General features: G+C 44.5%; 20 protein-coding genes. 17 read left to right on the forward strand and 3 right to left on the reverse strand.

The window, feature by feature from the left end:
- The first annotated feature begins 32 nt into the window (after positions 1-32).
- The 15 genes from ABD744_RS06390 (at position 33) to ABD744_RS06460 (ending at position 14636) form a co-directional block, all read left to right on the forward strand.
- Positions 33-560 (forward strand): hypothetical protein, encoded by a 528-nt coding sequence (locus tag ABD744_RS06390; RefSeq protein ID WP_344796603.1) that lies wholly within the window; start codon positions 33-35, stop codon positions 558-560.
- Positions 561-593: 33 nt separating this feature from the next.
- Positions 594-1430 (forward strand): hypothetical protein, encoded by an 837-nt coding sequence (locus ABD744_RS06395; RefSeq protein WP_344796605.1) that lies wholly within the window; start codon positions 594-596, stop codon positions 1428-1430.
- On the forward strand, positions 1430-2338 hold the full coding sequence (locus ABD744_RS06400) for a cyanophycin synthetase (RefSeq protein ID WP_344796607.1): 909 nt from the start codon (positions 1430-1432) through the stop codon (positions 2336-2338). Before ABD744_RS06395 ends, ABD744_RS06400 begins: the two co-directional genes overlap by 1 nt.
- The gene (locus ABD744_RS06405) at positions 2338-3582 is read left to right on the forward strand and encodes a hypothetical protein (protein ID WP_344796609.1); all 1245 of its coding nucleotides are present in this window, start codon (positions 2338-2340) and stop codon (positions 3580-3582) included. Before ABD744_RS06400 ends, ABD744_RS06405 begins: the two co-directional genes overlap by 1 nt.
- Before the next feature lie 72 nt (positions 3583-3654).
- Positions 3655-4185, forward strand: coding sequence for a DinB family protein (locus ABD744_RS06410; RefSeq protein ID WP_344796611.1), 531 nt, complete (start codon positions 3655-3657; stop codon positions 4183-4185).
- Positions 4173-4943 (forward strand): NRDE family protein, encoded by a 771-nt coding sequence (locus ABD744_RS06415; protein ID WP_344796613.1) that lies wholly within the window; start codon positions 4173-4175, stop codon positions 4941-4943. Before ABD744_RS06410 ends, ABD744_RS06415 begins: the two co-directional genes overlap by 13 nt.
- A gap of 144 nt (positions 4944-5087) precedes the next feature.
- Positions 5088-5906, forward strand: coding sequence for a phosphate ABC transporter substrate-binding protein (locus ABD744_RS06420; protein WP_344796615.1), 819 nt, complete (start codon positions 5088-5090; stop codon positions 5904-5906).
- Entirely contained in the window at positions 5896-6747 is an 852-nt protein-coding gene (pstC, locus tag ABD744_RS06425; protein WP_344796617.1) for a phosphate ABC transporter permease subunit PstC, read from the forward strand. The genes ABD744_RS06420 and pstC overlap by 11 nt, the downstream gene beginning before the upstream one ends.
- Before the next feature lie 8 nt (positions 6748-6755).
- Positions 6756-7589, forward strand: a complete 834-nt coding sequence (gene pstA / locus ABD744_RS06430) for a phosphate ABC transporter permease PstA (protein WP_344796619.1) — start codon at positions 6756-6758, stop codon at positions 7587-7589.
- A gap of 17 nt (positions 7590-7606) precedes the next feature.
- Positions 7607-8443, forward strand: a complete 837-nt coding sequence (locus ABD744_RS06435; RefSeq protein WP_344796621.1) for a phosphate ABC transporter ATP-binding protein — start codon at positions 7607-7609, stop codon at positions 8441-8443.
- Positions 8444-8596: 153 nt separating this feature from the next.
- On the forward strand, positions 8597-9205 hold the full coding sequence (locus ABD744_RS06440) for a cupredoxin domain-containing protein (protein ID WP_344796623.1): 609 nt from the start codon (positions 8597-8599) through the stop codon (positions 9203-9205).
- Positions 9192-11543: a putative bifunctional diguanylate cyclase/phosphodiesterase gene (locus ABD744_RS06445; RefSeq protein WP_344796626.1), complete on the forward strand. Its 2352-nt coding sequence runs from the start codon at positions 9192-9194 to the stop codon at positions 11541-11543. The genes ABD744_RS06440 and ABD744_RS06445 overlap by 14 nt, the downstream gene beginning before the upstream one ends.
- A gap of 52 nt (positions 11544-11595) precedes the next feature.
- Complete coding sequence (locus ABD744_RS06450; RefSeq protein ID WP_344796628.1) at positions 11596-12438, forward strand: DUF3034 family protein; 843 nt, start codon at positions 11596-11598, stop codon at positions 12436-12438.
- A 68-nt stretch (positions 12439-12506) separates the two neighbouring features.
- Positions 12507-12980 (forward strand): group I truncated hemoglobin, encoded by a 474-nt coding sequence (locus ABD744_RS06455; protein WP_344796630.1) that lies wholly within the window; start codon positions 12507-12509, stop codon positions 12978-12980.
- 33 nt (positions 12981-13013) lie between these two features.
- Complete coding sequence (locus ABD744_RS06460) at positions 13014-14636, forward strand: methyl-accepting chemotaxis protein (RefSeq protein ID WP_344796632.1); 1623 nt, start codon at positions 13014-13016, stop codon at positions 14634-14636.
- A gap of 15 nt (positions 14637-14651) precedes the next feature.
- Here the strand turns inward: ABD744_RS06460 and ABD744_RS06465 are convergent, their stop codons facing one another.
- Entirely contained in the window at positions 14652-15551 is a 900-nt protein-coding gene (locus tag ABD744_RS06465) for an AraC family transcriptional regulator (protein ID WP_344796634.1), read from the reverse strand.
- 90 nt (positions 15552-15641) lie between these two features.
- Positions 15642-16196: a cytochrome P460 family protein gene (locus ABD744_RS06470; RefSeq protein WP_344796636.1), complete on the reverse strand. Its 555-nt coding sequence runs from the start codon at positions 16194-16196 to the stop codon at positions 15642-15644.
- Between the two features lie 343 nt (positions 16197-16539).
- On the opposite strand from ABD744_RS06470, the gene ABD744_RS06475 reads away from it, so the two are divergent.
- Entirely contained in the window at positions 16540-16785 is a 246-nt protein-coding gene (locus tag ABD744_RS06475) for a hypothetical protein (protein ID WP_344796638.1), read from the forward strand.
- Between the two features lie 508 nt (positions 16786-17293).
- Complete coding sequence (locus ABD744_RS06480; protein ID WP_344796640.1) at positions 17294-18832, forward strand: GNAT family N-acetyltransferase; 1539 nt, start codon at positions 17294-17296, stop codon at positions 18830-18832.
- Positions 18833-19061: 229 nt separating this feature from the next.
- Here ABD744_RS06480 and ABD744_RS06485 read toward each other — a convergent pair whose 3' ends face one another.
- Positions 19062-22976, reverse strand: coding sequence for an SdiA-regulated domain-containing protein (locus ABD744_RS06485; protein ID WP_344796642.1), 3915 nt, complete (start codon positions 22974-22976; stop codon positions 19062-19064).
- Between the last annotated feature and the right edge of the window lie 481 nt (positions 22977-23457).

Consider the following 23457-nt stretch of genomic DNA (forward strand, 5'->3'; position numbering starts at 1 on the left):
CGATAAATAGACATGGTTTTGGAGGGTAAGTCATGAAAGGTAAAGTGATTGCTGTTGGCAGTTGGGTTGTTGTTCTTTGGATCTGTAAGGTTTTTTTGAGTTCGCTGCCGTATAAGTTTACAAGTCACCCGGATACTCAACACATATTTGGCACCATCGGCGGTTGGATGGAAGGTGTGCTGTCCCAAAGCATTGGCCAGTGGTTTACTCAATATGGCGCATTTGCTGTAGGTGGGGCTGAACTCTTGGTTTCCGTTTTATTGTTACTTCCTGCTGTTTTCTTTTTGATTACCAAAGTGAACTCTGGTGTTACTTTGCCGAGTAGGGCGCTTGTGCATAGTGTAGGTGGCTTAGTGGCGTCTTTAGTGATGTGTGGAGCGGTCTTCTTCCACCTGGCGACCCCTTTAGGCATCGAGGTGTTGCATAACGGTCAAAGTGATGGAGGTTCGTTGTTTTACGCAGCGGTTTCTATTTTGGTCTTAGGATTGGTGATGGCCATTGTGAACTTTTCGCACTGGCAATCCATGAAGTCGGCGCACTTGAACCCTGCGGTTCAGTAACAATTAAGCCTAAGCGATAAGTTCTTTATATTTATGATGATTCGATTATTACTGATAGTTTCCTACATTTTGTCTTGTCTTCGTTTAAGAGTCGGGCCTTGGCGATATTTTCAATTAAATGCTTCTTACTTTAATGAGAACAAAGGCATTTATTCAAAATTGGATATCGATAACCTGATTCCAGAACAGTGGCGATTGCAACAGTGGGTCGATGGCCATGGTCAAGAGCCAACGTCGTATCCGGTGTTCGTAAAGCCTGAGTGGGGGCAGAACTCCAAAGGCATTCAACGAGCAGATAATGCAGAAGCGCTGAATTTGATTCGATCAGAGCGCAAGCCCTCTCAAGTACAGCACCTTGTGCAGGAAGCTGCTACGGGCAAAATTGAATTTGAAATTTTTGCCGTTCCTTCTGAAAACAATATTGAACACTATCAGGTTCTTTCAATTACGAAGGTGTTGAATGATGGTGATGCTGAATTTCCAATTAACGGTATTTATAACAAGCATACCCACTATCAGGACATTACAGATCAGTTCAGTGATGAAGATTTAGACCGGTTGTGGGCACACTTAAAACAAATCGGACAATTCAGAATTTCCCGCTTCGGGGTACGAGCTGATTCGATCAAGGCTTTGTTGGATGGTCGCTTTAAAGTGATAGAGATAAATCTTTTTCTACCAATGCCTTTAGTTCTGTTAACAAAAAACACCAGCGTTTCATCGAAATTCAGTTTTGTATTTCAGTGTATGTGGCTCTTAGCAAAAGTCACCAAAACAATACCGGTAGAACAGAATAAACGTCCGATTTTTTTCCAGAAACTGAATTTTATTCGTCGTGTAAAACACATTGCTCAAAAAGAGGCTAATTGATGTTAGCAATTAAAAAAACCATCTATGCATGGATCAGTAAGCAGTTTATGGATGGCTGCAGTAGCTACAATAGCCTGGAAGTACGAAAAGGGTGTCGCTCAAAAGAACAAGCCCGAGCAGTATTTGAAAAGGGCAATGTACCGCATGCGAAAGGAATGATTTTTCTTAATCCTTTCAAAGCCCATCGTTTTGCTAAACAACATGGTTTTCCATTAGTGATTAAACCAAACGTCAGTGGCTTTTCAAGAGGAAGTCACTTCCCGATCAATAGCTATGCCGAACTTTGGAAGGCGATCTTTCTGGCAAAACTTTGGTGGCCAACCACTGTGGTAGAGCAGTATCTGAAAGGTCATAACTATCGGGTGGTAGTGGTTAAGGGGGAGATCATGTCCGTTATTGAGCGGTTTTCTCCTTTCGTGGAAGGAGATGGCCAGCATACCATCAGTGAATTGATTGATATTGAAAATCAGGTTCGAAAGGATATGAACTTGTTTCCTGTCATTCATCCCTTATCGAAAGGTTCGGTCACTCAAAAGTTCTTAAAAAAGAAAAACTATACCTTAGGTACGGTGCCGGATAACGGTGAAGTCGTTACTTTGTTTTATCGAATTTCATTAGCACCGGGTGGCGTGGTAAAAATCATTAAGAAAGATGCTTTACCTGTTGAAAACAAACAGCTTTTTCAGGATGTTCTGGAGATGTTTGATGCGAATATTCTCGGGATTGATGTGATTCTGGAAAAAGGGATAGAGCACTCTTATAAGGATCAGAAATGTATTTTTCTGGAAGTGAACTCACGTCCTTATTTGAAAATGCATGATTATCCAAGGTATGGCGAAAAAGAAGACTTATCACCTTATTTTGAGAAGCTGGAGCAGCTCGATATTAGCCAGGCTGATATATTCTAATGAGTTATTTATCCGCCCGATTTTTTCAATTTGCCGGAGTGCACTCGTTTTTAATAGGCTTGTTGCCTTTTTTTATCCCTGTGTTGCTTTGGCAAAATAAAGAGTCGATAGGCAATGTTGCATTGTTTATTGCTTTGACTGGGCTGGGCTTTGTCGTTTCGCTCTCGTTATGGGAACGATTATTTATCAAAGCGCATTGGCGTCTGTTAATCGCATTGTCATTAGTTTTTGAGTTATTGCTTGTCTCCGTATTAATGGCTTCGGAGGGGCTGCTTCTCATCGTGGTTGCCGCGCTACTAAACGGGGCCTATAACTGTTTTTACTGGACGACTCAGCGGGTCATGTTCAGTGCCATGACGGCAGAGCATGAACAGACACGTAACAAAACAGGGAAAGCGTTCGGTGATTTCCAGATATTGGTGGTAGTGCTGCTAAAACTGGGTATTTTGGCGGGCGCGTTTTTGTTGGAACAAGGCGATATTCATTGGGTAGTGCTGACAAGTTTGCTGATTACTCTGGTTTCAGGGGTATGGTTCTGCCGGAGCAGTGTTGCTGACCGGCTTGCCGGTGTGAATGAACTACTGAACGTTGAAAGAGCAGAGAATCTAAAGCCGTTATCTTCATTTCGTTTCAGGGACAACCATAACTCGGCCATCATTTTTTATCTGGATGGGGTGTTTCTGTTTCTGGAAAGTTATTTCTGGGTGTTATCTCTGTTTTTGATTACTCAAGAAAATGTCATGAATTTGGGATTGGTCGTCGTTACGTTAACTGTGTTTCTGTCAGTGGTTTTCTTTTTAATTAAAAATAAAATCGATGCACTGAACCCGCAAAAGGTGTTTGTTATTGCCGTCGGTATGTACGCCATCTCTTGGTTACTTCGGGCTGAGCTGGACATGGATATGGCTGAATACTGGAAGTATCCGGCAATTGTATTAATTGCTTTTTTGACGACATTTTTTAGATTAAGTTTTAATAAACGTTTCTTTGATATTGCCCGTAAACAGAAGGCTTTGCCGTATTTGTTATCAAAAAGTTATCTTTCGCAGGCAGGAATTGCGATATTCTTTGGCGGTTTAGCTTGCTTGGCATATTCTTTAAAGGATACAGCGGAATTATTAACTTTGGTGTATTGGGTGGCCGTGCCAGCGTCGCTGGTTTATTGGGCGTATCTTTCACCTGAAAAAGCGCTTAAACCAACCCATCGAACTGAAAAACTGGCGGTCAAACGGGTGCAGTCATAAGTGTTGTGGTTATAAGTGCTGCGAAGCGTAGCTCAAACAAAAAAATTTTAGATATTGAATGGTACATCAGGAATGCAGAAAGTTATTAACGCAAGTATTGAAATTTTGGATCAAATATCGAACTTCATTATGGAGTTGGATGATGCTTCTTATACCAAGGTATCTAAACCGTTATTTGACAGTTCCATTGGTCAGCATTTGAGACATATCCTCGATATCTTTCAGGCGCTGATGACAAGTGAAAATGGCGACTTAATAGATTATGACTTGCGAAGAAGAGGCATTCCGTTAGAAACCGATCGAATGGCCGGTTTGCAAGAAATTGATCAGGTTCGAGAGTGGTTGTTGTCTTTAGAGCCGGAACAGCTCGATAATGATGTTGTGATTAGTACTGAAGTTGCTTTAGTAACACAACAAACCGCCGAGTTCAGAACGACGTTTGGACGAGAGTTATGTTTTGCTTCGAGTCATCTGACGCACCACTTGGCGCTCATGGTCGTTCATGCCAAACTGTTAGGGCTTGAAGTAGACTCCCAACTGGGCGTTGCCCCGGCGACTGCGACCTATATTCGTGAGCAGGAAGAAACTTCGTGTGCACATTAAGCTGGCTAAATAACGATGACGGTTATGAGATTTTTTTTAACCGTGATGAACAGAGGTCTCGGGCGAAAGCCATTCCACCTAAATTACTAAATCTGCAGGATGTATCGGTTTTAATGCCTGTTGACCCGAGGGGAAATGGCAGCTGGATTTCTGTGAATGAATTTGGCCTTTCTCTTTGCTTATTGAACTTTTACCAAGGGCACAACCCCCGCCAGAACTTGAAAAGCAGAGGTCAGCTTTTAAAGACCTTGTCTCATTTTGAAGACACCAAATCCGTTGTTTTGCATTTAACGTCAATGGATTTAACCTGCTACGCACCTTTTACTCTGGTTGCGATTACAGATAAACAAGAGTTCTCAGTTAAGAACACGGCGGCTTCTCACCAGACGTTTCAGTGGGATGGACAACACCTGCAACTTGTCAATCTCAAGCGTGCCATGATTACCTCATCGTCGGTTATGTTCGATACGGTTGCTCCTTTCCGTATTGATAATTTTGACGCTTTATCATCATCCGCTTCAGCAGAAGATCATTCGCGTTTCCATCAAGGTCATACCACAAAAGAAGGCTATAAATCGGTTTGTATGCATCGGGAGGACGCTAAGACGGTCAGCTTTAGCCGAATTCATGTTTCGGACAAAGAGATTAAGTTTTCCTATTTGGATGGTTCGCCGTGCCAAGGTGGTGATTACATCACTACTTATCTACCAAGGTGTGTTGAAGGTTCCGTTGATCAAAGCCTGCCGTCACCCAGTTGATTCCTGAATTTGGGTTTTCATTGTTGGGTCTCTGAGTTGATCTGTTGCATTTCCTTGATTGTTTCAAGTTTGGAACTTTTGGTTTTAAGACGGGACTAAATTAACAATAAAAATGGCCTACTTAACACGATAAATGGACGGATCATGAATCGACTTTTGCCTTTCTTCACTTTACTTATTTCAATAATAAGTCTCACTGGTTGTGGTCAATCGACCTCAGAAAAATTGGTGTTAACCGGTTCAAGCACGGTAGCGCCATTGGTCAGTGAGATAGCTTTGAGGTATGAATCTCAACATCCGGGAATTCGAATTGATGTTCAAACCGGTGGTTCGTCGCGTGGGGTAAACGATACCCGAAGTGGTTTGGCTGATATTGGCATGGTATCACGTTCGCTGAAGACGTCTGAGGAAGATTTATCGGCCAATATTATTGCCTGGGATGGCATAACGCTGATTCTTCACCAAGATAATCCTGTTACAGCATTAACTCGCCAGCAAGTCATTGATATTTTTACCGGTAAGGTTCAAAACTGGCGTGAAGTTGGCGGTAAAAATGAGGCCATCGTGGTGGTAAATAAAGCGGAAGGGCGTTCTACACTTGAGTTATTTTTAAAGCATTTTGGCTTGAAAAACAGTGACGTCGATGCCGATATTATTATTGGAGATAACCAACAGGGCTTAAAGACGGTTGCCGGAAATCCATTGGCCATCGGTTATGTATCGATCGGAGCCGCTGCTTATGAATTTGAGCATGGCGCCCCGATTAATCTGTTAGCCATAAATGGTGTTGAAGCTACACTGGCTAATGTTGAAAAAGGTGTTTTTCCTATTGCTCGGCCGCTTAATTTAATTATCAAAGACTCCGACTCAAAGTTGGCGACTGACTTTATTGCATTCGCACAGTCGTCCAAGGTAAATGACCTGATCCTAAACCAATACTTTATTCCTGCCAATGCGAACTAATCCGATTTTTTCTAATGCACTCTTATTTGGTGCGTGGTTTTCTGTTGGTTTGTTAATACTGATTGCTGTGTTTATGGTTTTGCGAAGCTGGCCTTTCTTTGACCGTGAAGGCTTGGGCGCTTTATGGCTGGACAGCAATTGGTTCCCGACGGAGGGCTCGTTTAACCTGCTGCCTATGGTAGCCGGTTCTTTAATGGTGACTTTGGGAGCTGTGTTATTAGCAGGGCCAACGGGCGTTATCTTGGCGATTTTTGGCCGCTATTATGCACCGGCCAGGCTGGCGTCCGTGTATCGGGCTCTTATGGAACTGCTGTCCGGTATTCCGTCGGTTGTTTATGGCTTTTGGGGGCTATTGGTTCTTGTGCCATGGATCAGTTCTTTTGCGCCGCCCGGAGCCAGTATTTCAGCGGGAATCATTGTTCTGGCCATTATGGTTTTGCCTTTGGTGGTACTCACAGTCGACACCAGTTTTGAGCAAACACCTAAAAAATGGTTGGTGGCGGCGGATGCTCTGGCGTTACAACGTTGGAGTAAAGTTTGGCGCATTGTTTTACCTGCTTCGCTGCCGAGCATTCTCTCGGGCATTACGTTGCAAACCGGGCGGGCTTTAGGTGAGACCATGGCGGTACTGATGGTTTGTGGCAATATTGTTCAAGTACCAGGGAGTATTTTTGACCCCGCAAGAACGCTGACTGCGAACATTGCACTGGAAATGTCTTATGCCAGCGGTCTACATGTAAATGCCTTGTTTGTCAGTGGCTTACTGTTGTTTATTTTGACTGTGGTCATTGTTAAGTTCGGTGGGCTGATACAGGAAGGAACAAGGAGGCAAGGTGCTTAGGAGACAAGATGCTTAGCTCCCGACAAACAGATCAGTTTATGACAGGCTTAATTTGGCTGGTGGCTATCGTTGTCACCGTTATCCCATTGATGATGGCTTACGATCTGTTGGCGAACGGTATACAGCACATCAGCTGGTCGTTCTTAGTGGATAAACCACTGGATTCAGGCCGCTCCGGTGGTATCGGGCCTTTGATCGTTTCTACTTTCCTGATTTTATTCGTGTGTTTATCTGTTGTTTTTCCGTTTGGCTTGGCGTGCGCTTTGTATTTAAGTGAGATGGTAGAAGGCGATAGCACTAAGGGAAAACAAATAAGCCAGGCGTTGGATATATTGAGTGGTGTGCCTTCTATTGTATTTGGTTTGTTTGGTTATGTGTTTTTTGCTCAAATTTTAGGTTTGGGGTTCTCAATATTATCCGGCGGACTTACCTTGGCCTGTATGGCGTTGCCATTGTTTGTCCGGCTCACCGAGCAGGCATTGCGGCATACGCCAAACAGCTATCGTCAAGCGGCAGAGGCGCTTAACTTATCTCATGTGAGTTTTGTTTTTAGAATACTTTTGCCCTCGGCATCAACGGGCATAGCCGCAGCAACGATTGTGGCGACAGGCCGGGCATTGGCCGAAACGGCGGTGTTAATTTTCACCGCAGGTTATGTCATGCGCCAGCCTGAATCTTTGATGGATTCCGGCAGGGCGCTTTCGGTTCATATTTATGATTTGGCCATGAATGTTGCCGGTGGTACTAAGCCTGCAGCGGCAACCGCGCTGGTGTTATTGAGCTTACTTATCCTAATCAATTTATTTGCCCGGTTTTTGAGTAAACGTTGGTTGCGTCAGTAGAGTAAAAAGTTATGACTATGATTCAGAAATTTCTAACTCGTATAAAGCCGGTAAAGGCACCTTGTGCGGCAGATATCGCCGGTGAATCTTCACTCGCATTACGGATTAATGCTTTATCTGTAAAGTATGGCGACTATCAAGCGTTACGCAATGCCAGCCTGGTGGCGTACCCCAATCAGATTCTGGCTCTGGTCGGCCCCTCCGGCTGTGGTAAAAGCAGCCTGTTGTCTTGCATAAACAGAATGACGGATGGCGTCAAAGATTGTCATGTAGGCGGCGAAATCTTATTGAATGGTGAGAATGTTCTTGCTGATAACTACCCCGTGGATGCTTTAAGAAAGTGTGTTGGTATGGTGTTTCAGCAGCCCAATCCTTTTCCTTTGTCGATCAGGGAAAATATTTGTTTTCCGTTAAAGGATCATGGCATGAAGTCCGGGATTGAACGAGAAGCAAAATTAGAGCAAGTACTTAGGCAAACAGGTCTTTGGGAGGAAACCAAAGACAGGCTGGATGCTAATGCGTTGCAATTGTCCGGAGGGCAACAACAGCGTTTGTGTATCGCAAGGGCTTTGGCGTTAGACCCTAAGATTTTATTGTTAGATGAACCTTGCAGTGCTTTGGACCCCATTTCAACCGAAAAAATTGAGCAGTTGATTGTAGAACTGAAAGCGACCGTCACCGTAGTGATGGTGACCCATAATTTATCTCAGGCAAGGCGCATTGCTGATCAGGTCGCGGTTTGTTGGGTGGACAGTCATAGTGGCTATGTGGTGGAGTGCAATCAAACTGAGGATATATTTGATAGCTCGAGCCATCCAATTACTCAAGCGTACTGCATGGGCAGAGCAGGTTAGCTATTTAAAGTGCTTACCATTTTAATCCTCTGATTTTTATGCAGCTTTTTGAATTGCTTCCTATACTGAATGCTATCAATTCAACATTACGCATAAATTTGAGGATTTGTTTTGCTGAATCTTAAATTTTCTAAGGGATTAAGAAAATTTCTTTTGATCTTGTGGTTTCCTTTCCCTGTTTTTGCCTATCAAATTCAAGTTGTCGACCAAGATGGTAATCCCGTTCAGGATGCAGTGGTTGCGATTCCCGTGGGTGAGGTTGCCGACGTAAGCCCTCAAAATGCGGTGATGGATCAGATAGACCGTATGTTTGTTCCAAGGGTGCTTGCAGTAGAACAAGGGCGTAAGGTTGTATTTCCGAACAGCGATCATATTCGTCATCATGTTTATTCTTTTTCAGAATCTAAACGTTTTGAAATTAAGTTGTATAAAGGCGTTCCGACCGCCCCTGTCACGTTCGATAAAGACGGTCTTGTCGTGTTGGGGTGTAATATTCACGACTCAATGATTGGGTACATCTTTGTGTCTCCGTGGCCAAGCTTCAAAGTGACTGGGCAATCCGGCGCAGTTGAATTTACTTCCGGTCACTCTCAGGTTGCAGTGTGGCATCCGTGGGTAAAAGACCTGAAGAAGCCACTTATGTTTGACCTTAAAAACGAAGGCAATGACCGCTTTTACCAAATCAGTCTGGAGTTAACTCCTCCGAAGCCTGTGAAAAATATAAAGAACAAATTCAGAAAGTATTACAATGAAAGGCGTTAGTTTACGGAATAAAATTTTACTGCTCTTTCTGGGCGTTATTATCATTTCATCTGTAACGACCATTACGGCGGTTTTGCTGGCGACGAACGAAAGCGTCGAAGAGCATGCTCACGAACAGCTGAACGTTGGCAGGAAGGTATTCGAGCAATTGCTGAATATTCGCGGCAGGCAGCTATTTGACTCTGCGGAAGTGTTAACGGCGGATTTCGGCTTTAAAGGGGCCGTATCTGCCGGAGACAGAGAAACCATTTTGTCGGTACTTGAAAATCATGGCGCCAGAATTGGTGCCGACTTAATGATGCTGAGTTCTCTGGATGGGAGCTTAATTGCAAGCACCGACATAGCTACTCAACAGAGAAACTTATTCCCTTTTGCTGAACTTTTGCCTCAGGCAGAAGAGGACGGCGGACTGTTAACCGTCGTAATGCTGGATGGCAAAGCCTATCAAATGGTGATGCTGCAGGTGAATGCTCCGGTTCCAGTGGCTTGGGCCAGCATAGGGTTTTTACTTGATCAGAACTTGGCCAATCAACTGCAAGACTTGACGCACCTTGAAGTCACCTTTCGTGGTGAAGCCAAAGATCAAAAGGGCTTTTCTATCTCGACCATGGAGGACGCCCGAAATGGTGCCGGTCAAAGCACTCTTTTAAACGATGAAGAGTGGCAAAGGATGTCGTTAAACGATAACGACTATCTTGCTTTGCTTACGCCACTGGTGAACACGCCCATGTACCAGGTCAGCGCCATTTTAAGAACCTCATTAAATAAAGCTTACGCGAGTTTTTCGCCACTTAAGATTCAAGTGCTTCTTATTTCATTGGTCGCTTTAATTTTATCCGCTATCAGTGCTTTTTTTATCGCAAAAAATGTAACCCGGCCAATTCATGCTTTGGTTATGGCTGCCAAACGTATCAGCGGTGGTGACTACAGCGAAGATATTCTTGTAGGGCGGACATCCAAAGATGAAATAGGTGAGCTCGCAACCTCATTTAACGTGATGCAGCGGGGTATTGCGGATAGGGAAGAGAAGATTCTTTATCAGGTGTACCACGACACCTTAACGGGATTACCGAACCGTATTCTTATTCGGGAAGAAATGAATAAACTGCTGCAGGATTATCAGCAGACAGAGCAGTGCTTTTCGGTTATTTGCATCAATATCAATCGCTTCAAGCAAGTGAATGATACTTTTGGGTACCAGATTGGCGATGAATTATTAAAGGCATTTGTTTCCAGGCTTCAAAGCGTTGTGAAGCAAGGTGCTACGCCCGGCCGGATCGGTGCTGATGAATTCTTAGTGCTTCATACTGGAACGCCAGAGCCTCAGCTTCCTGATGAAATAAACAGAATCCTGAGCGAACTTAATACGAACTATATGGTGGGCGAATTTGATATATCGATCACGACCTGTGCCGGTGTCGCGACCTACCCAAAGCATGGTGACAGAGCTGATCAGTTATTAAGGCGAGCGGACATTGCACTCAATGAGGCAAAGTTAAAGAAACAGGATGTTGCATACTATGAATTAGGGGCTGATGAAAAGTATCTCAATCAAATTCGTCTGATTAATGACTTGAAACAAGCCATTGAGCAGGATCAATTGGTGATGTTCTATCAGCCTAAAGTGGATTTGAAACAACGGAAAGTCACCCAGGTAGAGGCGCTGATACGCTGGTTTCATAAAGAACTTGGGTTTATCTCTCCGGAAGAGTTCATTGGGTTAGCGGAACAGTCTGGCCTAATGCCTGCGTTAACCCGGTGGGTAATAAAAAACGTATTGAATGAAGCAGTCGTTTGGCGTGAACAGAACGTGAATGTGGCCATGGCCGTGAATTTGTCGGCTTATGATTTGGCGTACGATGATTTGCCAAATTACGTGAGTGATTTATTGGTTCAGTGTCAGCTGTCGACGGAGAGTTTGATTCTTGAAGTGACTGAAAGTGCAGTAATGGAAGACCCTGAACAAGCGCTGAACGTGCTTCATCAATTTAAGTCTTCTGGTATCAAGCTTGCGATTGATGATTACGGCACGGGGTATTCATCACTCAGTCAATTGACCAGTATGCCCGTCGATGAACTCAAAATAGACATGTCGTTTGTGCTTAAACTCGATCAAAGTAAGGACGACCAGGCGATTGTACGGTCCACGATTGAAATGGGGCACAACCTTGGTTTGTCCATTGTTGCAGAAGGCGTTGAGAACAGAGATTCCTGGGCGCTTCTAGAGGAGTACGGCTGTGATAAGTTGCAGGGCTATTATATTTGCAAACCTCAATCTTCATCGGATTTCATTCAATGGTATGCCAATTATGATGTTTTGTCTGAATATCAGGCTTAATTATTTTGGGCTAAAAATCACGGTTTGATTGATTAAAACGGAGAGCTTCTAAGTGTTAACTGCTAAAAGTCTTTTGTCTGGCGTGTTAGCAATATTACTGGGTTTCAGTTCTTTTGCCGTGTTTGCGGGTGGAAAGTTCATTGGCACTTCGGGGGCCACGGAGGTTGAAGGCAGTGGCGGCGGAGGTATTGTGCCTTGGGCGACTATTACTGGCTACGGGACCCGGGACGAGCAAAGCAGCACTGCTTTCAGCAGTTATGTAAACTCGGACGATACCACTTTATGGGCTGCTGGCGTAGCTCATGGCTACAAAGACCGGGTTGAAGTTTCTTTCGCCCGTCAAACGTTTGAAGTAAAAGATGCTGATACCAAGCTTTCACAGAATGTATTTGGGGTAAAGGTACGGCTGTTTGGCGATTTGGTGTTCACTCCATGGCCTCAGGTCGCTGTTGGTATCCAGCATAAACGTAATCTGAATGCTAAAGATATAGAGCCTTTGGGTGTAGAAGACACCGGAACAGATGTGTATTTGGCCGCGACTAAAGCATGGCTGGATGGCCCGTTTCACCGTAATTTTGTTATCAACACCACATTAAGGTACAGCAAAGCGAATCAAATGGGTTTGCTGGGTTTTGGTGGTGATCGATCTGGTTATGATGTGTTGTTCGAATCCTCTGTGGGCTTGTATTTAAACCGCAACTGGATTGTTGGGTTTGAGTATCGCCAGAAGCCGGATAACTTAAAGTCGGTAGAAGAGGATGATTGGCGTAACGCTTTTATCGCATTTTTCCCGTCGAAACATCTCACACTGGTTGCTGCCTTCATGGATTTAGGTGAAGTCGGAGGTCTGGACAGCCAAAGTGGCGGCTATTTTTCAATACAGGGCACTTTTTAGCCCGTCGCTTCTTGTGGTTATTAAGCCGAGCTGAATGTTTAAAGAATATGTTTAATCTGGCGATATAAATGAATAATTCGAGAAAAAGTATGTCTTCAATGCTTGAAAAGTTACGGCTTCATTCGGTTTTGCTGGCCCTGTTAATGATGGCTTTGTTTGGCTGCCAAAGCATCAGCTCGCCCAAAGAGGACGCGCTTTATCATGAATTGGGAGGGACAAAAGGCATCGAACAAATCGTAGATATATTTATTTATGAAATCGGTGAGAATGAAGTGGTGGTTCATCATTTTGAAGACACGGACATTGACCGTTTCAGAGAAAAGCAGATTGAACACTTATGTGTATTGTCTGGTGGCCCTTGTGAATACACGGGTGATGACATGATAGAGTCTCATCTTGGTATGAATATTACTGAAACCGAGTTTAACTCAATGACCAACTCACTTATCACCGCGCTTGATAAAGCCGGTGTCTCTCTTGGTGCTAGAAACAGGTTGTTGTCGATACTGGCGGCGATGCGTGGCGAAATCATTTACCGATAAGGTGATCGGCTTTTATTTTAACAGGGGCGTTATATGTCTTTAGCAAACATGAAAATTGGAACGCGCTTGGGGTTGTCTTTCTCAGTGATATTGGCGTTGATGTTGGTCATTGCGGTACTTGCCTTATCTCGTTTGAATGCCATGTCTGACTCCGCTCAGAAATTTGTTAATGAGGATGTTGCGAGAGTTCTTGACGCCTCTGATATCAATATTCAGGCACAGGCAGCGGCATTGAGCCTGCTCCAGATTTTAGCAACCGAAGACAGAGAGCAACGGTTTAAGCTCTATGCCCAAATGGATGAGCACAACAAAAAACTGGACACCATGATCGCTGACCTTAAGGAAGCCATTGACGAGGGCTCTTTGGTTAAGCTGAATGAGATCACGGCATTAAGAGAAAAATACAAGAAAGCGTTTTCAGATACGGTGGACTTGGTCGAGCTGGACAGAAGCGGCGCTACCAGCCAGTTTAATTCAGAAACCTTCCCGGCATTGAAAAACCTGTTGCTGAGCATTGACGGTTTTCTAATGGGGCAACAAAAAATGATGAAAAAGGATACGGAAGAGTCTGAGGCAGTGAGTACCCAAGCCATTACCATCATGTTTTCTTTATCCGTTGTTGCATTGGTGATGGGCGCATTATTGGCTTGGTTGGTAAGCCGAAGCATCGTCAAGCCGGTAAAAGAGGCTGTACAGGTTGCTCATAAAATCAGTGATGGTGACTTACGAACCGTAAAGTCTGACTACACCAAAGATGAAATTGGCGAGTTGATGTGCGCTTTTCAGCAAATGAGCCAAGGCTTGAGCGGGCTTGTTTCTTCATTCAGAGATTCAGCCCAGGGCATGAATCAATCGTCTCAGAATTTAATTACACCGGTCGATCAGGTGAATCACAGCTCAAGTCAGCAAATTGATGCTTTGACGCGCATTGGGGATTCGATTGCCAGTTTTTCAAGAGACAGCCATCAGGTTGCGGTGACGGCAGAAGAAGCCAAAGTTCAAGCGGAAACAGCCAAAGACTTAGCGTCTGAAGGTCAAAAACTGATCAATCAGGCCACTTCTGAATTTGAGAAAATTTCTACCACCATCAGTGGCTGTGCTGAAGCCGTTGAAACCTTGCGGGAGCGCTCGGTTTCTGTTCGAGAATTGGTGACAACCGTAAGAGAAATTGCAGAACAGACCAACCTTCTGGCACTGAATGCGGCTATTGAAGCGGCGAGGGCAGGTGAGAGTGGTCGTGGTTTTTCAGTGGTTGCGGACGAAGTAAGAAACCTTGCTCAGAGAACTGGTCAGGCAACAGAAGAAATTAATGAAGTGATAGATGGTATTGAACGTGAAACTCAAACATCAGTAGCAAGAATCACCGATGGCAGAAATGAGCTGGAAGAAGGTGTGGTGATGATTCGTCAGATGGTTAAGCCGCTGAGTGACCTCAATGCAGGCTCCATTGCTTCACTTGAGCATCTGAATGAACTGGAAACAGCGGTGGCTTCGCAAGCGAAAGAAAGCCAGGAAATAGAAACTAATGTATTGAAGATAGATGCCATGACCCGCGAGAACCAATCTGCGGTTAAACAAGTTACCGAAACGACCAAACACTTATCGAAGCTGTCGGCGCACCTTGAAACCTCGGTACAGAAATTCACGCTGGACTAGCAGGCTGTTGGGTATTTAACCTTTTCGAATGACGCCAGGCGTGATACCCAATACTTTCTTAAACGCTTTCGAAAAAGACGCTTCAGATTGGTAACCTAATGACATGGCTACACCTAAAACGGATTCGCCGGATTTAAGCAAATCTCTGGCAATGGCCATTCGCCAGTTTGTTAAGTAAACCATCGGTGGTTGGCCGACTTTATCGTGGAACTCTTGCGCAAAAATGGTTCTGCTCATGCCGGACTCTTTGGCGAGCGATGCCACTGTCCAGCTCATTCCGGGTTCGCCGTGAATAGCGTAAATAGCTTTGGATATTCGCTCGTCACACAGTGCAGAGAATAGCCCGGACTCTTCTGAGTGTTGTTCCAGCCACAGTCGAAAAATCTCAATTAACACCACTTCTGTTAATCTGTCGACTAATGCCTCTCTGCCTGGCCCCGGGTTTCTGGACTTGATACTGAGAGAGTGAACCGAAGAAAGTAACCAGCCGCTGTCATTCAAGTCGTCGGTCGATAAATAAACCAAAGGAGGGAGGCTGTTTAACAAAGGGTGGGGTGTTCGGTCGTCGTATTCGAAGTAGCCACAAAGTAAAGTTGCCCCTGGCACATCGCCTTCAAAAGGGGATTGGCCGCTTTGTATCGCGGTCACAACTTCAATTGCCGGGTGTTTAGCGCTCTTGGGTGAACTGGCCAGCCAATGGGCATCCCCATGAGGGAGCACAACGATGTCGCCTTCTTTTAATAAAACTTCCGGTTCGTCATTGACACTCAGCCAAGCATCACCGCGAATAACAATATGAAACTGGCCCCGTTCCGAGGCGGGTTCGTCGATGCCCCAGCTGTCATGAAAATCAGAACAAAAATATGAACTTCCTCGAAGTTGTAATCTTCTTAAAACATCACTGAATACATCCATGCTTGGGGCTGTCTTTCTCTGATTAATGATTTAAAGGGTCGATATTGGAAGAACGTCTCAGTGGAAGGCTCTTCCAATTAGAACTAGCAATTACTTTAGCGTTGGATAACCTTCGGTATATACCCAGTCTTTATCTTTGACTGGCGTGTGGCATCCTAAACAATCGGCTTTGTAATCGGTACTCACATTTACAGTTGGATCGTCCGTCTTGAATAATGCCCAACCCCAGCCATTACCCCAGTTCGGGTTGTTCGAATACCGGCCTTGGGCGTCTTTAACCATCACGAACCACTGCTTAATGTTACTGTTTGCGTAGTGTACGCCAGCACCGGTTGTATAGTCACCAGAGGTGTTAGACCTTAGCTCTTTAATGATGATGGTGCCATCTGCAAACTTGTGGTTCTTTCTATAGGATTGAACGCCTGCTTTATTTGCATACACATCATGAAAACCGCTGGCTCCGCCTTCAGGCACAAACCAAGAACCCAGGTGAGACATTTCAGCCCTGAAATCCTCTGGCAATGAAATATTCCCCTGAGAATCTACGTAAGGCGAAAATTGCGTTTTTTCCGCATAGACAGCTGTGCTGGCTGCTGACAAGGATAATGATAATAAAACGGCAGGAATAGCTTTTATCGGGTTCATGAAGTGCTCCATTGGGTAAACAAGAACGTGTTTATATTTGAACCTGATCATAACGATGAGCATTCATTCTCTATATGCGTAAGCGTTCATGAATTATGTTCTTTCGTCCTTTAGTTTTTTGGTGAGGAGTTGATTTTTGAATATTAGAGCGGTTTCTCTGGTTCTGTTGGTGTTATTTGCCTGCAGTATCTAACCCAACAAAAAGTATGTTATTGTTTTTTGTGGTGCTGATTTCCATATATTTGTATTCAAAAAAATTATGACTTTGGCTTGATTGCCCTCGAATTGGAGATCTGTATCCTTACGTGAGGGCATTATGTCTAGATATGTGAAGGAGAGGGTGTTGGAAGATAGAGCTGAAGATAAAGTAGTATCCGAAGAGTTAGAGTCTTTCCATGATAGAGTGCTAACTAAGACGGCAATAAAAAGTATTTTGTGGTTGTTGATGGCTTACGGAATCACATATTTTTTCCCAGAACAAACCTGGGTTTGGTATATCGTGGCTATATTTATAGGCATTGCAGTAAGTTTCGCGCTTTTCATAAAGTATGCGGCCTATAAAGCAGCTGAAAATGAAAGCAACACGTAGCGTGCTACACAATATATACAGATAGGCTGCACAGTCACAATCCACACCGATTGTTGTATGACCTGGCAGCCTATTAAAGTAATTATCGATTTGAGATTTTCTTGATTCAGGCTTTCGTGCAGAAGGTCATCTTTTAGTCTATATTTTGGCCTGAACCTTACTGCTTTGGCCTGCTTTCAGAGAGCGAATGGGTCGTATTCACGTCTGAAAACTCTTGTGTTATTTTTCTGCGATTTACTGATAAATATATCGTTTTGGTTGAGATAACTTGTGCTATCTTTCACAGGTTACAGATCCCCATTTGTAGCTGCTTGGCTGACCTTTTCTGCCCAAAATCGAGACGTCTGTGGATTGAATATTTATAACATCCCTTGTGTGAAATTTTGAATGAAAAGAGTCTTCAGTCGTGTATACGTTGAACTTGAGAAATAAACGTTTTTTGTATTCACAATTTACCAGATTACTTTGAGTTTTTGAGTGATTTGATAGCGCACACAAAGAGAAATATATGATTGATGAATCAGAGCATAAATTAGTTTTGCGTCATTTGTCTCATGAGGATTATTCCGACATTAAAAATCTAATGGATGCTGTCTATCCAGGGTTAGGTGGGGCTTGGTCTGAGAAGCAATTCAAAGCACAGCTTAAAATATTTAAAGATGGTCAGATCTGTATCGAAGATCACGGGGTGGTGGTTGCGGCTGCCTTTAGTGTGATAGTGGATTACGAAAAATTTGGAGATCAGCATACTTATGATCAAATAACCGGAGACGCTTATTTAACCACGCACGACCCGCTTGGTGATGTGTTGTACGGCGTGGATGTGTTTGTATCTCCTGATTATCGAGGTATGCGTTTAGGTCGTCGCCTTTATGAAGCACGCAAAGAGCTTTGTCAAAATTTGAACCTGAAAGCAATTGTCGCTGGTGGACGAATCCCGAAATACAAAGATCATGCAAAAACGCTCAGTCCTCAAGCGTACATCGAACAGGTGAAAAAGAAAGAACTGTACGATCCTATTTTGACGTTTCAATTATCCAATGATTTTGAAGTAAAACGTGTTATTAGAAACTACTTACCAGAAGACAAAGAGTCTCACGGTTATGCTACGTTACTGGAGTGGACAAACCTTTATTACGATCCCGAAAAGTCCCCGCTTATCGGAGCACAACGTACTACCGCCCGGGTCGGGTGTATTCAGTGGCAAATGCGGCCTTTTAATTCAGTAGGCGAGTTGATTCAGCAAGTTGAGTATTTTATTGACGCGTTATCTGAATATCAGTGTGATCTGGCTCTTTTCCCTGAGTTCTTTAATGCGCCTTTGATGGGAATTGCAAACCATGCGAGTTCGATTGAGTCGATAAAATCCTTAACAGAATACAGCGAAGAAATTGTTGAAGCCGTCTCCAGTCTTGCTGTCTCGTACAACATAAATATCATCGCAGGGTCTATGCCTGTGATGGAACATGATGAGCTTCTGAATGTGGCTTATTTATGTCGTCGCGATGGTACCATAGACGCTCAGTATAAGATTCATCCGACACCGCATGAAAAACGGGTTTGGATTATGGAAGGGGGCAATGACTTAAAAGTCTTTGATACTGACTTTGGGAAAATCGGTATTCTAATTTGTTACGACGTAGAATTCCCTGAGTTGGCGCGTTTGCAGTCCGAACAGGGTATGCAAATTCTCTTTGTGCCTTTTTGGACAGATACTAAAAACGGTTATCTGCGAGTGCGTTGCTGTGCTCAGGCTCGGGCAATCGAAAACGAGTGCTATGTGGCGATAGCGGGCAGTGTTGGGAACTTACCGAAAGTGGATGGCGCGGATATTCAATATGCTCAGTCAGCGGTTTTTTCACCCTCGGACTTTTCTTTTCCTCACGATGCAATTATGGCTGAAACAACTCCGAATACGGAAATGACTTTGATTGTTGATCTGGATTTAGATAAGTTGAATAAACTTCAAAATGAAGGCTCCGTTCGCAACTACTTAGACCGCCGCAGAGATTTATATAAAGTGGAATGGCTGGGGAATTCTGACTAGCACGCTTTTGAATGAAGAATTCTGTTTTTTGTTAAAACAACCCCAGCAATGCCGGGGTTCGTTGATGGAATGCGAGATGATGCTAGAAAATGCCTGGCTAATTCAAACAAATTACACAGCCGCAACTCAATTTGATTTGCGTTTTTTTGCGATAGCGGGCTAAAGGTAATTTCTTTCAGCCCGTTAGCTTGTTTCTTATCGGTATTTTTCAACATCGTTAAACGAAAGGTCAGGGTTGATACTCATAAAGCGAATAATGAAAATCTTCGCTGACGATAACCAACTGCGTAAAGTCTTCATTAAAGGTCATGCCTTCAAATTGACTGCCTTGATTGTTATCCAGGAAGCCTTCATCGATATTTAATTGGCGCAGTATTTCTCCGTTTAGGTTTACTTCAACGATTTTTTCACTGACATGGCTCATGATGAGCAATGTGTTGTGGCGAGGGTTGTAGAAGCAACTTGAAATATCCCCAATGTCAGGCCTTAGTGTTTCAGCATCAAAAAGCGCCGTCACGGTTAATTCTGGATCTTGATAGCTTACATCTTCGGTTGTGTCGGGGCGTTTGAATTGGTAAACGGCCATGGGCGATGGGGAGACCTGACCTTCTATGCATATATAGAAGGTGTCCGTGTTTGGATTATAGGCAACGCCTTCTCCTCCGTTATTGCGCACCTGGGGAGGCTCTGCATAGGTGATCATTTGGAAATCTCCGTAGCGAATGTCTTGCCCCGGCTCCACTGCTCCTAAAAACATGCGACCATATTCATCAACGATGGCGTATTCATGCAGGCCAGACTGTTCACCGATAAAAACGATGTCTTCATGGTCGTTACCGTTCCGGCCGTTATTCATTTGCCGGATGAAATTCAAGTTCTGATCGAATACGTTCATGAATTTATCACCATTATGCAGGGTGATGTACTGATCCAGCTCCCTGTTATAAGTAATCCCGGATAAATCCGCATTGGAGGTGAGTTGTGCTGGTTCGGTCACTTTCACATATTGGTCAATATTGTATGGGCCGGGAGCAGAAGGTTGAGGTGCTGAGTCAATAAATCCACATTTTTCGACAGGGCAGGGTTGACCCAGATACTCCCAAATATAAGAGGTTAAACTGATTGGGTTGCGGTTATCTAAACTTAACTTTTCTTGATTGCAGTGATAAGACGGTGTTCGCTGCAAAAGGTGTTCGGCAGTTTCGTCACAGGCTGCAAACCCCCGTGCGCCAAACAAGGTATCTATAGCTCCGGCTGTACCATCGTCGTGGACGGTCGCGCCTGTGTAGCGGTAATTTCTGAAATGGTTTTGAATGAGTGTTTCATGGGGAAAGGGCCACATGGATAATCCTGTGTCCTGCTGATAACCGGGTTCTCCGTAAAATTTGCCGGATTCACCAATGAATTTCAGTACCTCTGCACCTAGCCGACTTCCGTTTTCGCCCATGGTTCTCAGTGGCGAATTTTCCGGGAGTTGTAAGATGGATTCAAACTGGGGGTCCAACTCGGTTTGATTATTAGAGTAAACGTCCCCCAAACTGTTGGCATCCAACTCGCCTAAAAAGCCAAATATATTGGTGTAATTTAATCCTAATGTCTGGTCTCCCCGGGTATTGCGTAATAGATCCCCCTGATCCACGAGCGAACCGTTACGAAAACCTAAGTTATAAAACAGGTTATTGCTTAAATAACTGCTTCGGTTGCGACTGTAAAGAAAGTGACTGTTATCATAAAAATTGATATGGCTAAGCGTGATGTTGTTGCTTTGAGAAGGCCCGGGTGCGGAGAGTATGGGAATATGGAACCCTTCACCATGATGGTATTTGGAAGGTTCTAAATCCCAGCCAATGATGTCCTGCCATACCGTAGGCAATTGGTTGTCTTGAGAATCGGCCCAGGTGGCCATTAACCCCTGGTGGGTGTTTAGGCCAATACTGCGCTCAAAGCGGATGTTTTCAGGGTAATCTCCGCAGCCTGTTGCCGGAACTGCGAAGATATTGATCAGGTTTTTAGTGTTCGTCCAGAATCGTCTTGCATTGCCGTCTAATACTATGTTGTTTTGGAAGTGAGCATTTTTAGTACAGTAGGCGACCAAACCTCCTAATGGCAAATCTCCGTGGTACTCATCCATTCGGGCGACGGTTCGACGGGCAATCACTTCCGAAGATTTATAGAATTGCAATTTGTAGCGACCCCGGCCCCATAGGTACAAGCCTTCGGTTAAAACGTATTGGCTTCGGGAAATGTAAACATTGGCAACGGCTGCGCCCGAGCTTCTGCCTGAGTCTGAGACTCCCATATCCACCAGTTTAATGTGATCAACATTATCAAGGCGAATGCCAGCGGCGGCGGGATCTTTCGCTACCATACCCTTGATTGCGATATAACGTCTGTCATCGTAGCTTTCTGCGGAGGAGACATGGCCCCAGTCCGGGTGAACGCTGGTGCCCACTATATGAAAAGGAATAAAGTCCGGGTCTCCCTGGCTGTCGAAGATAACTTTCCCCGGGTCCTCTGCTAATACAGTTGTAAAGGCTTGGGACGTACCGGAGGGTGGTCCTACTCGTTTACGATTTCCAAAATCGCCCATACGATTCTGGCTACCAGAATACACCCCGTTGCGAATGATCAGTGTACCCCCGGCGCTCATGACGGATAAAGCGCTGGTTAAATTGTTTAAGCTTTCTAGCGCTCCCATATACAGAACTCGTCCTGAACCTATGGTTAACACCCAGGTTTCAAGATTACTTCCCTGATCATTGGTCGCTCTCACCCCAAGGTGAAAGCTTTCCGACGCTAAGTCAGCGGGTATTTGCCACGCAACGGCACCAGTTAGGGGGTCGACCGTCATTGCATCGGGACCATAAGCCTTACTCCAGTGCAAATTGCTTTCCTGTGAGTCCAAACTGGGTTGGTAGGTGTAGGTTGTACCCGATTGAGCATGAACCTGATCGGGAATACGTTGGATTTGAGGGCCATCAGGATCATTGGGCAACACATCTTCAAAAGGGTCGGTTTGGGTATGAGTCGTCGCTTCGACAGACGGGGAAAGTTCAGAGGTTTGTCCTGCGTGGTTATAGCTGGAAACCTGATAGGTGTAAGTGGTTTCAGGCGCTAAATTGATGTCCTCAAACGTGGTGTTGTCTGTCGACGCAACTTGGCTGCCGTTTCGGTAAACATGGTATCCGGTGACGCCCGCCTCTGACGGGGCCTGCCAACTGAGAGAAACGGTGTTGGCGTCAATCCCCGAAGCCGTTAATTGTGTCGGGGGAGGCGGTGGCAGGTTGTCCGGCGTGTTAGGGTCGGTGCCGTTTTCAAACTCTTGCAGATTACTCAGGCCGTCACCATCCGCATCAGCACTTCCGTCTGCACTGTTAGGGTCAAAACCGTGATTGACTTCGTATTGGTCCGGCATACCATCCTGGTCAGTGTCATATTGGTAATCTGGATTATTGGGAAACGCGTCTTCAGAATCCGGGACTCCGTCATTGTCTGAGTCTCCACCAGAAGGCGGCGTTGTACCGCCTTCCACTTTAATCCAATCAAATAGCCAGTCCCCGGAACGGGCATAAAGCGTTAGATGAGCCGGGGTTGGCGCAGAGTTAAAATCGTCAAGGTTCAGTTGATTAACTTGTTCGTCGTCTACGTAAATGGTTAAGCTTTGTTGAGCAAATACCAGTGCAATTTCATTCCATTGATCAGGCCCTGTTAGCAGCCCCTTTCCATTCCCCGAGTAATATAAGTTGGTTGAACCTTGTGACACTTTGTAATATTTACGACTTGCGCCTGTTAAGGCCAGACTTAGGGTTTCTGACGTCTTATTACCGGCGTCATCCGTATAAAAAAGTACATTCAGGTTTGCATAGGCAGGCGTATTTTCAGCAGGTTTTGCGTAAAACCGAACGGTGGTAGGCAAATCATCTAAGGGCTGTAGTTGAGTTGTTAATTTGGAGGCGCCACTGCTCAACGCTAATATACCGCCAGATACAGATTGTCCTGTGCCTTGCCATTGGTTCAGTGACTGAAAATCCTCGCTCCAGGTGACAGCGTTTTCAGGCGCTTGTGATGCCAAAACACCACTATGCCAGGCGAGTGCCACCAAGAAAAAGAAAGAAACTTGCTTTATATGTGGAATAAGAATCATGACTTCATCCTTGAATATTTCACCTTTGAGTGTTTCAGGCTTTTGGATTTGTTTTTACACCACGACTTTGATCGCTGTAACTCTGTGCAAACAATTTTAACTATCGCAGCAGGGCCAAACCCTGAAAATCAATCAAATAAGGTTGTCGTATAAGGATAGTCTCTTTGACAGTGCCGGTTTTTCGGAAGCCGTCCGGTTCCTTGAGCGATGAAAGCGAGCGAGAGCAAAATTCAGCTTAGGAAGCGGAGCCTTCGGTGATCTATGTGCTATTGGTTGTACACTTTTCCTTCATTAAAAACATCAAAAAGCATGTTCAACATTGGACGCATAGATTAGATAAGAAGAGGGTGATTGCTTAGTTTTCTTTATTGTGGGGGCCACTGTTCGTAATCCATCAGTAAAATCTTTATCACGAGATTGTGATAATTTCATAACAATTTTAAATAGAAATTGCTTTTCAGATGTTGAACTATAATCACAA

The sequence above is a fragment of the Litoribacillus peritrichatus genome (assembly GCF_039537985.1).
Lineage (GTDB): Bacteria > Pseudomonadota > Gammaproteobacteria > Pseudomonadales > Litoribrevibacteraceae > Litoribacillus > Litoribacillus peritrichatus.

Excerpts from the sequence above, each read along its gene's own strand:
- ABD744_RS06390 (WP_344796603.1), top strand. The coding sequence starts at position 33 with ATGAAAGGTAAAGTGATTGCTGTTGGCAGTTGGGTTGTTGTTCTTTGG.
- ABD744_RS06395 (WP_344796605.1), top strand. The coding sequence starts at position 594 with ATGATGATTCGATTATTACTGATAGTTTCCTACATTTTGTCTTGTCTT.
- ABD744_RS06400 (WP_344796607.1), top strand. The coding sequence starts at position 1,430 with ATGTTAGCAATTAAAAAAACCATCTATGCATGGATCAGTAAGCAGTTT.
- ABD744_RS06405 (WP_344796609.1), top strand. The coding sequence starts at position 2,338 with ATGAGTTATTTATCCGCCCGATTTTTTCAATTTGCCGGAGTGCACTCG.
- ABD744_RS06410 (WP_344796611.1), top strand. The coding sequence starts at position 3,655 with ATGCAGAAAGTTATTAACGCAAGTATTGAAATTTTGGATCAAATATCG.
- ABD744_RS06420 (WP_344796615.1), top strand. The coding sequence starts at position 5,088 with ATGAATCGACTTTTGCCTTTCTTCACTTTACTTATTTCAATAATAAGT.
- pstC (WP_344796617.1), top strand. The coding sequence starts at position 5,896 with ATGCGAACTAATCCGATTTTTTCTAATGCACTCTTATTTGGTGCGTGG.
- pstA (WP_344796619.1), top strand. The coding sequence starts at position 6,756 with ATGCTTAGCTCCCGACAAACAGATCAGTTTATGACAGGCTTAATTTGG.
- ABD744_RS06435 (WP_344796621.1), top strand. The coding sequence starts at position 7,607 with ATGATTCAGAAATTTCTAACTCGTATAAAGCCGGTAAAGGCACCTTGT.
- ABD744_RS06445 (WP_344796626.1), top strand. The coding sequence starts at position 9,192 with ATGAAAGGCGTTAGTTTACGGAATAAAATTTTACTGCTCTTTCTGGGC.
- ABD744_RS06455 (WP_344796630.1), top strand. The coding sequence starts at position 12,507 with ATGAATAATTCGAGAAAAAGTATGTCTTCAATGCTTGAAAAGTTACGG.
- ABD744_RS06460 (WP_344796632.1), top strand. The coding sequence starts at position 13,014 with ATGTCTTTAGCAAACATGAAAATTGGAACGCGCTTGGGGTTGTCTTTC.
- ABD744_RS06465 (WP_344796634.1), bottom strand. The coding sequence starts at position 15,551 with ATGGATGTATTCAGTGATGTTTTAAGAAGATTACAACTTCGAGGAAGT.
- ABD744_RS06470 (WP_344796636.1), bottom strand. The coding sequence starts at position 16,196 with ATGAACCCGATAAAAGCTATTCCTGCCGTTTTATTATCATTATCCTTG.
- ABD744_RS06480 (WP_344796640.1), top strand. The coding sequence starts at position 17,294 with ATGATTGATGAATCAGAGCATAAATTAGTTTTGCGTCATTTGTCTCAT.
- ABD744_RS06485 (WP_344796642.1), bottom strand. The coding sequence starts at position 22,976 with ATGATTCTTATTCCACATATAAAGCAAGTTTCTTTCTTTTTCTTGGTG.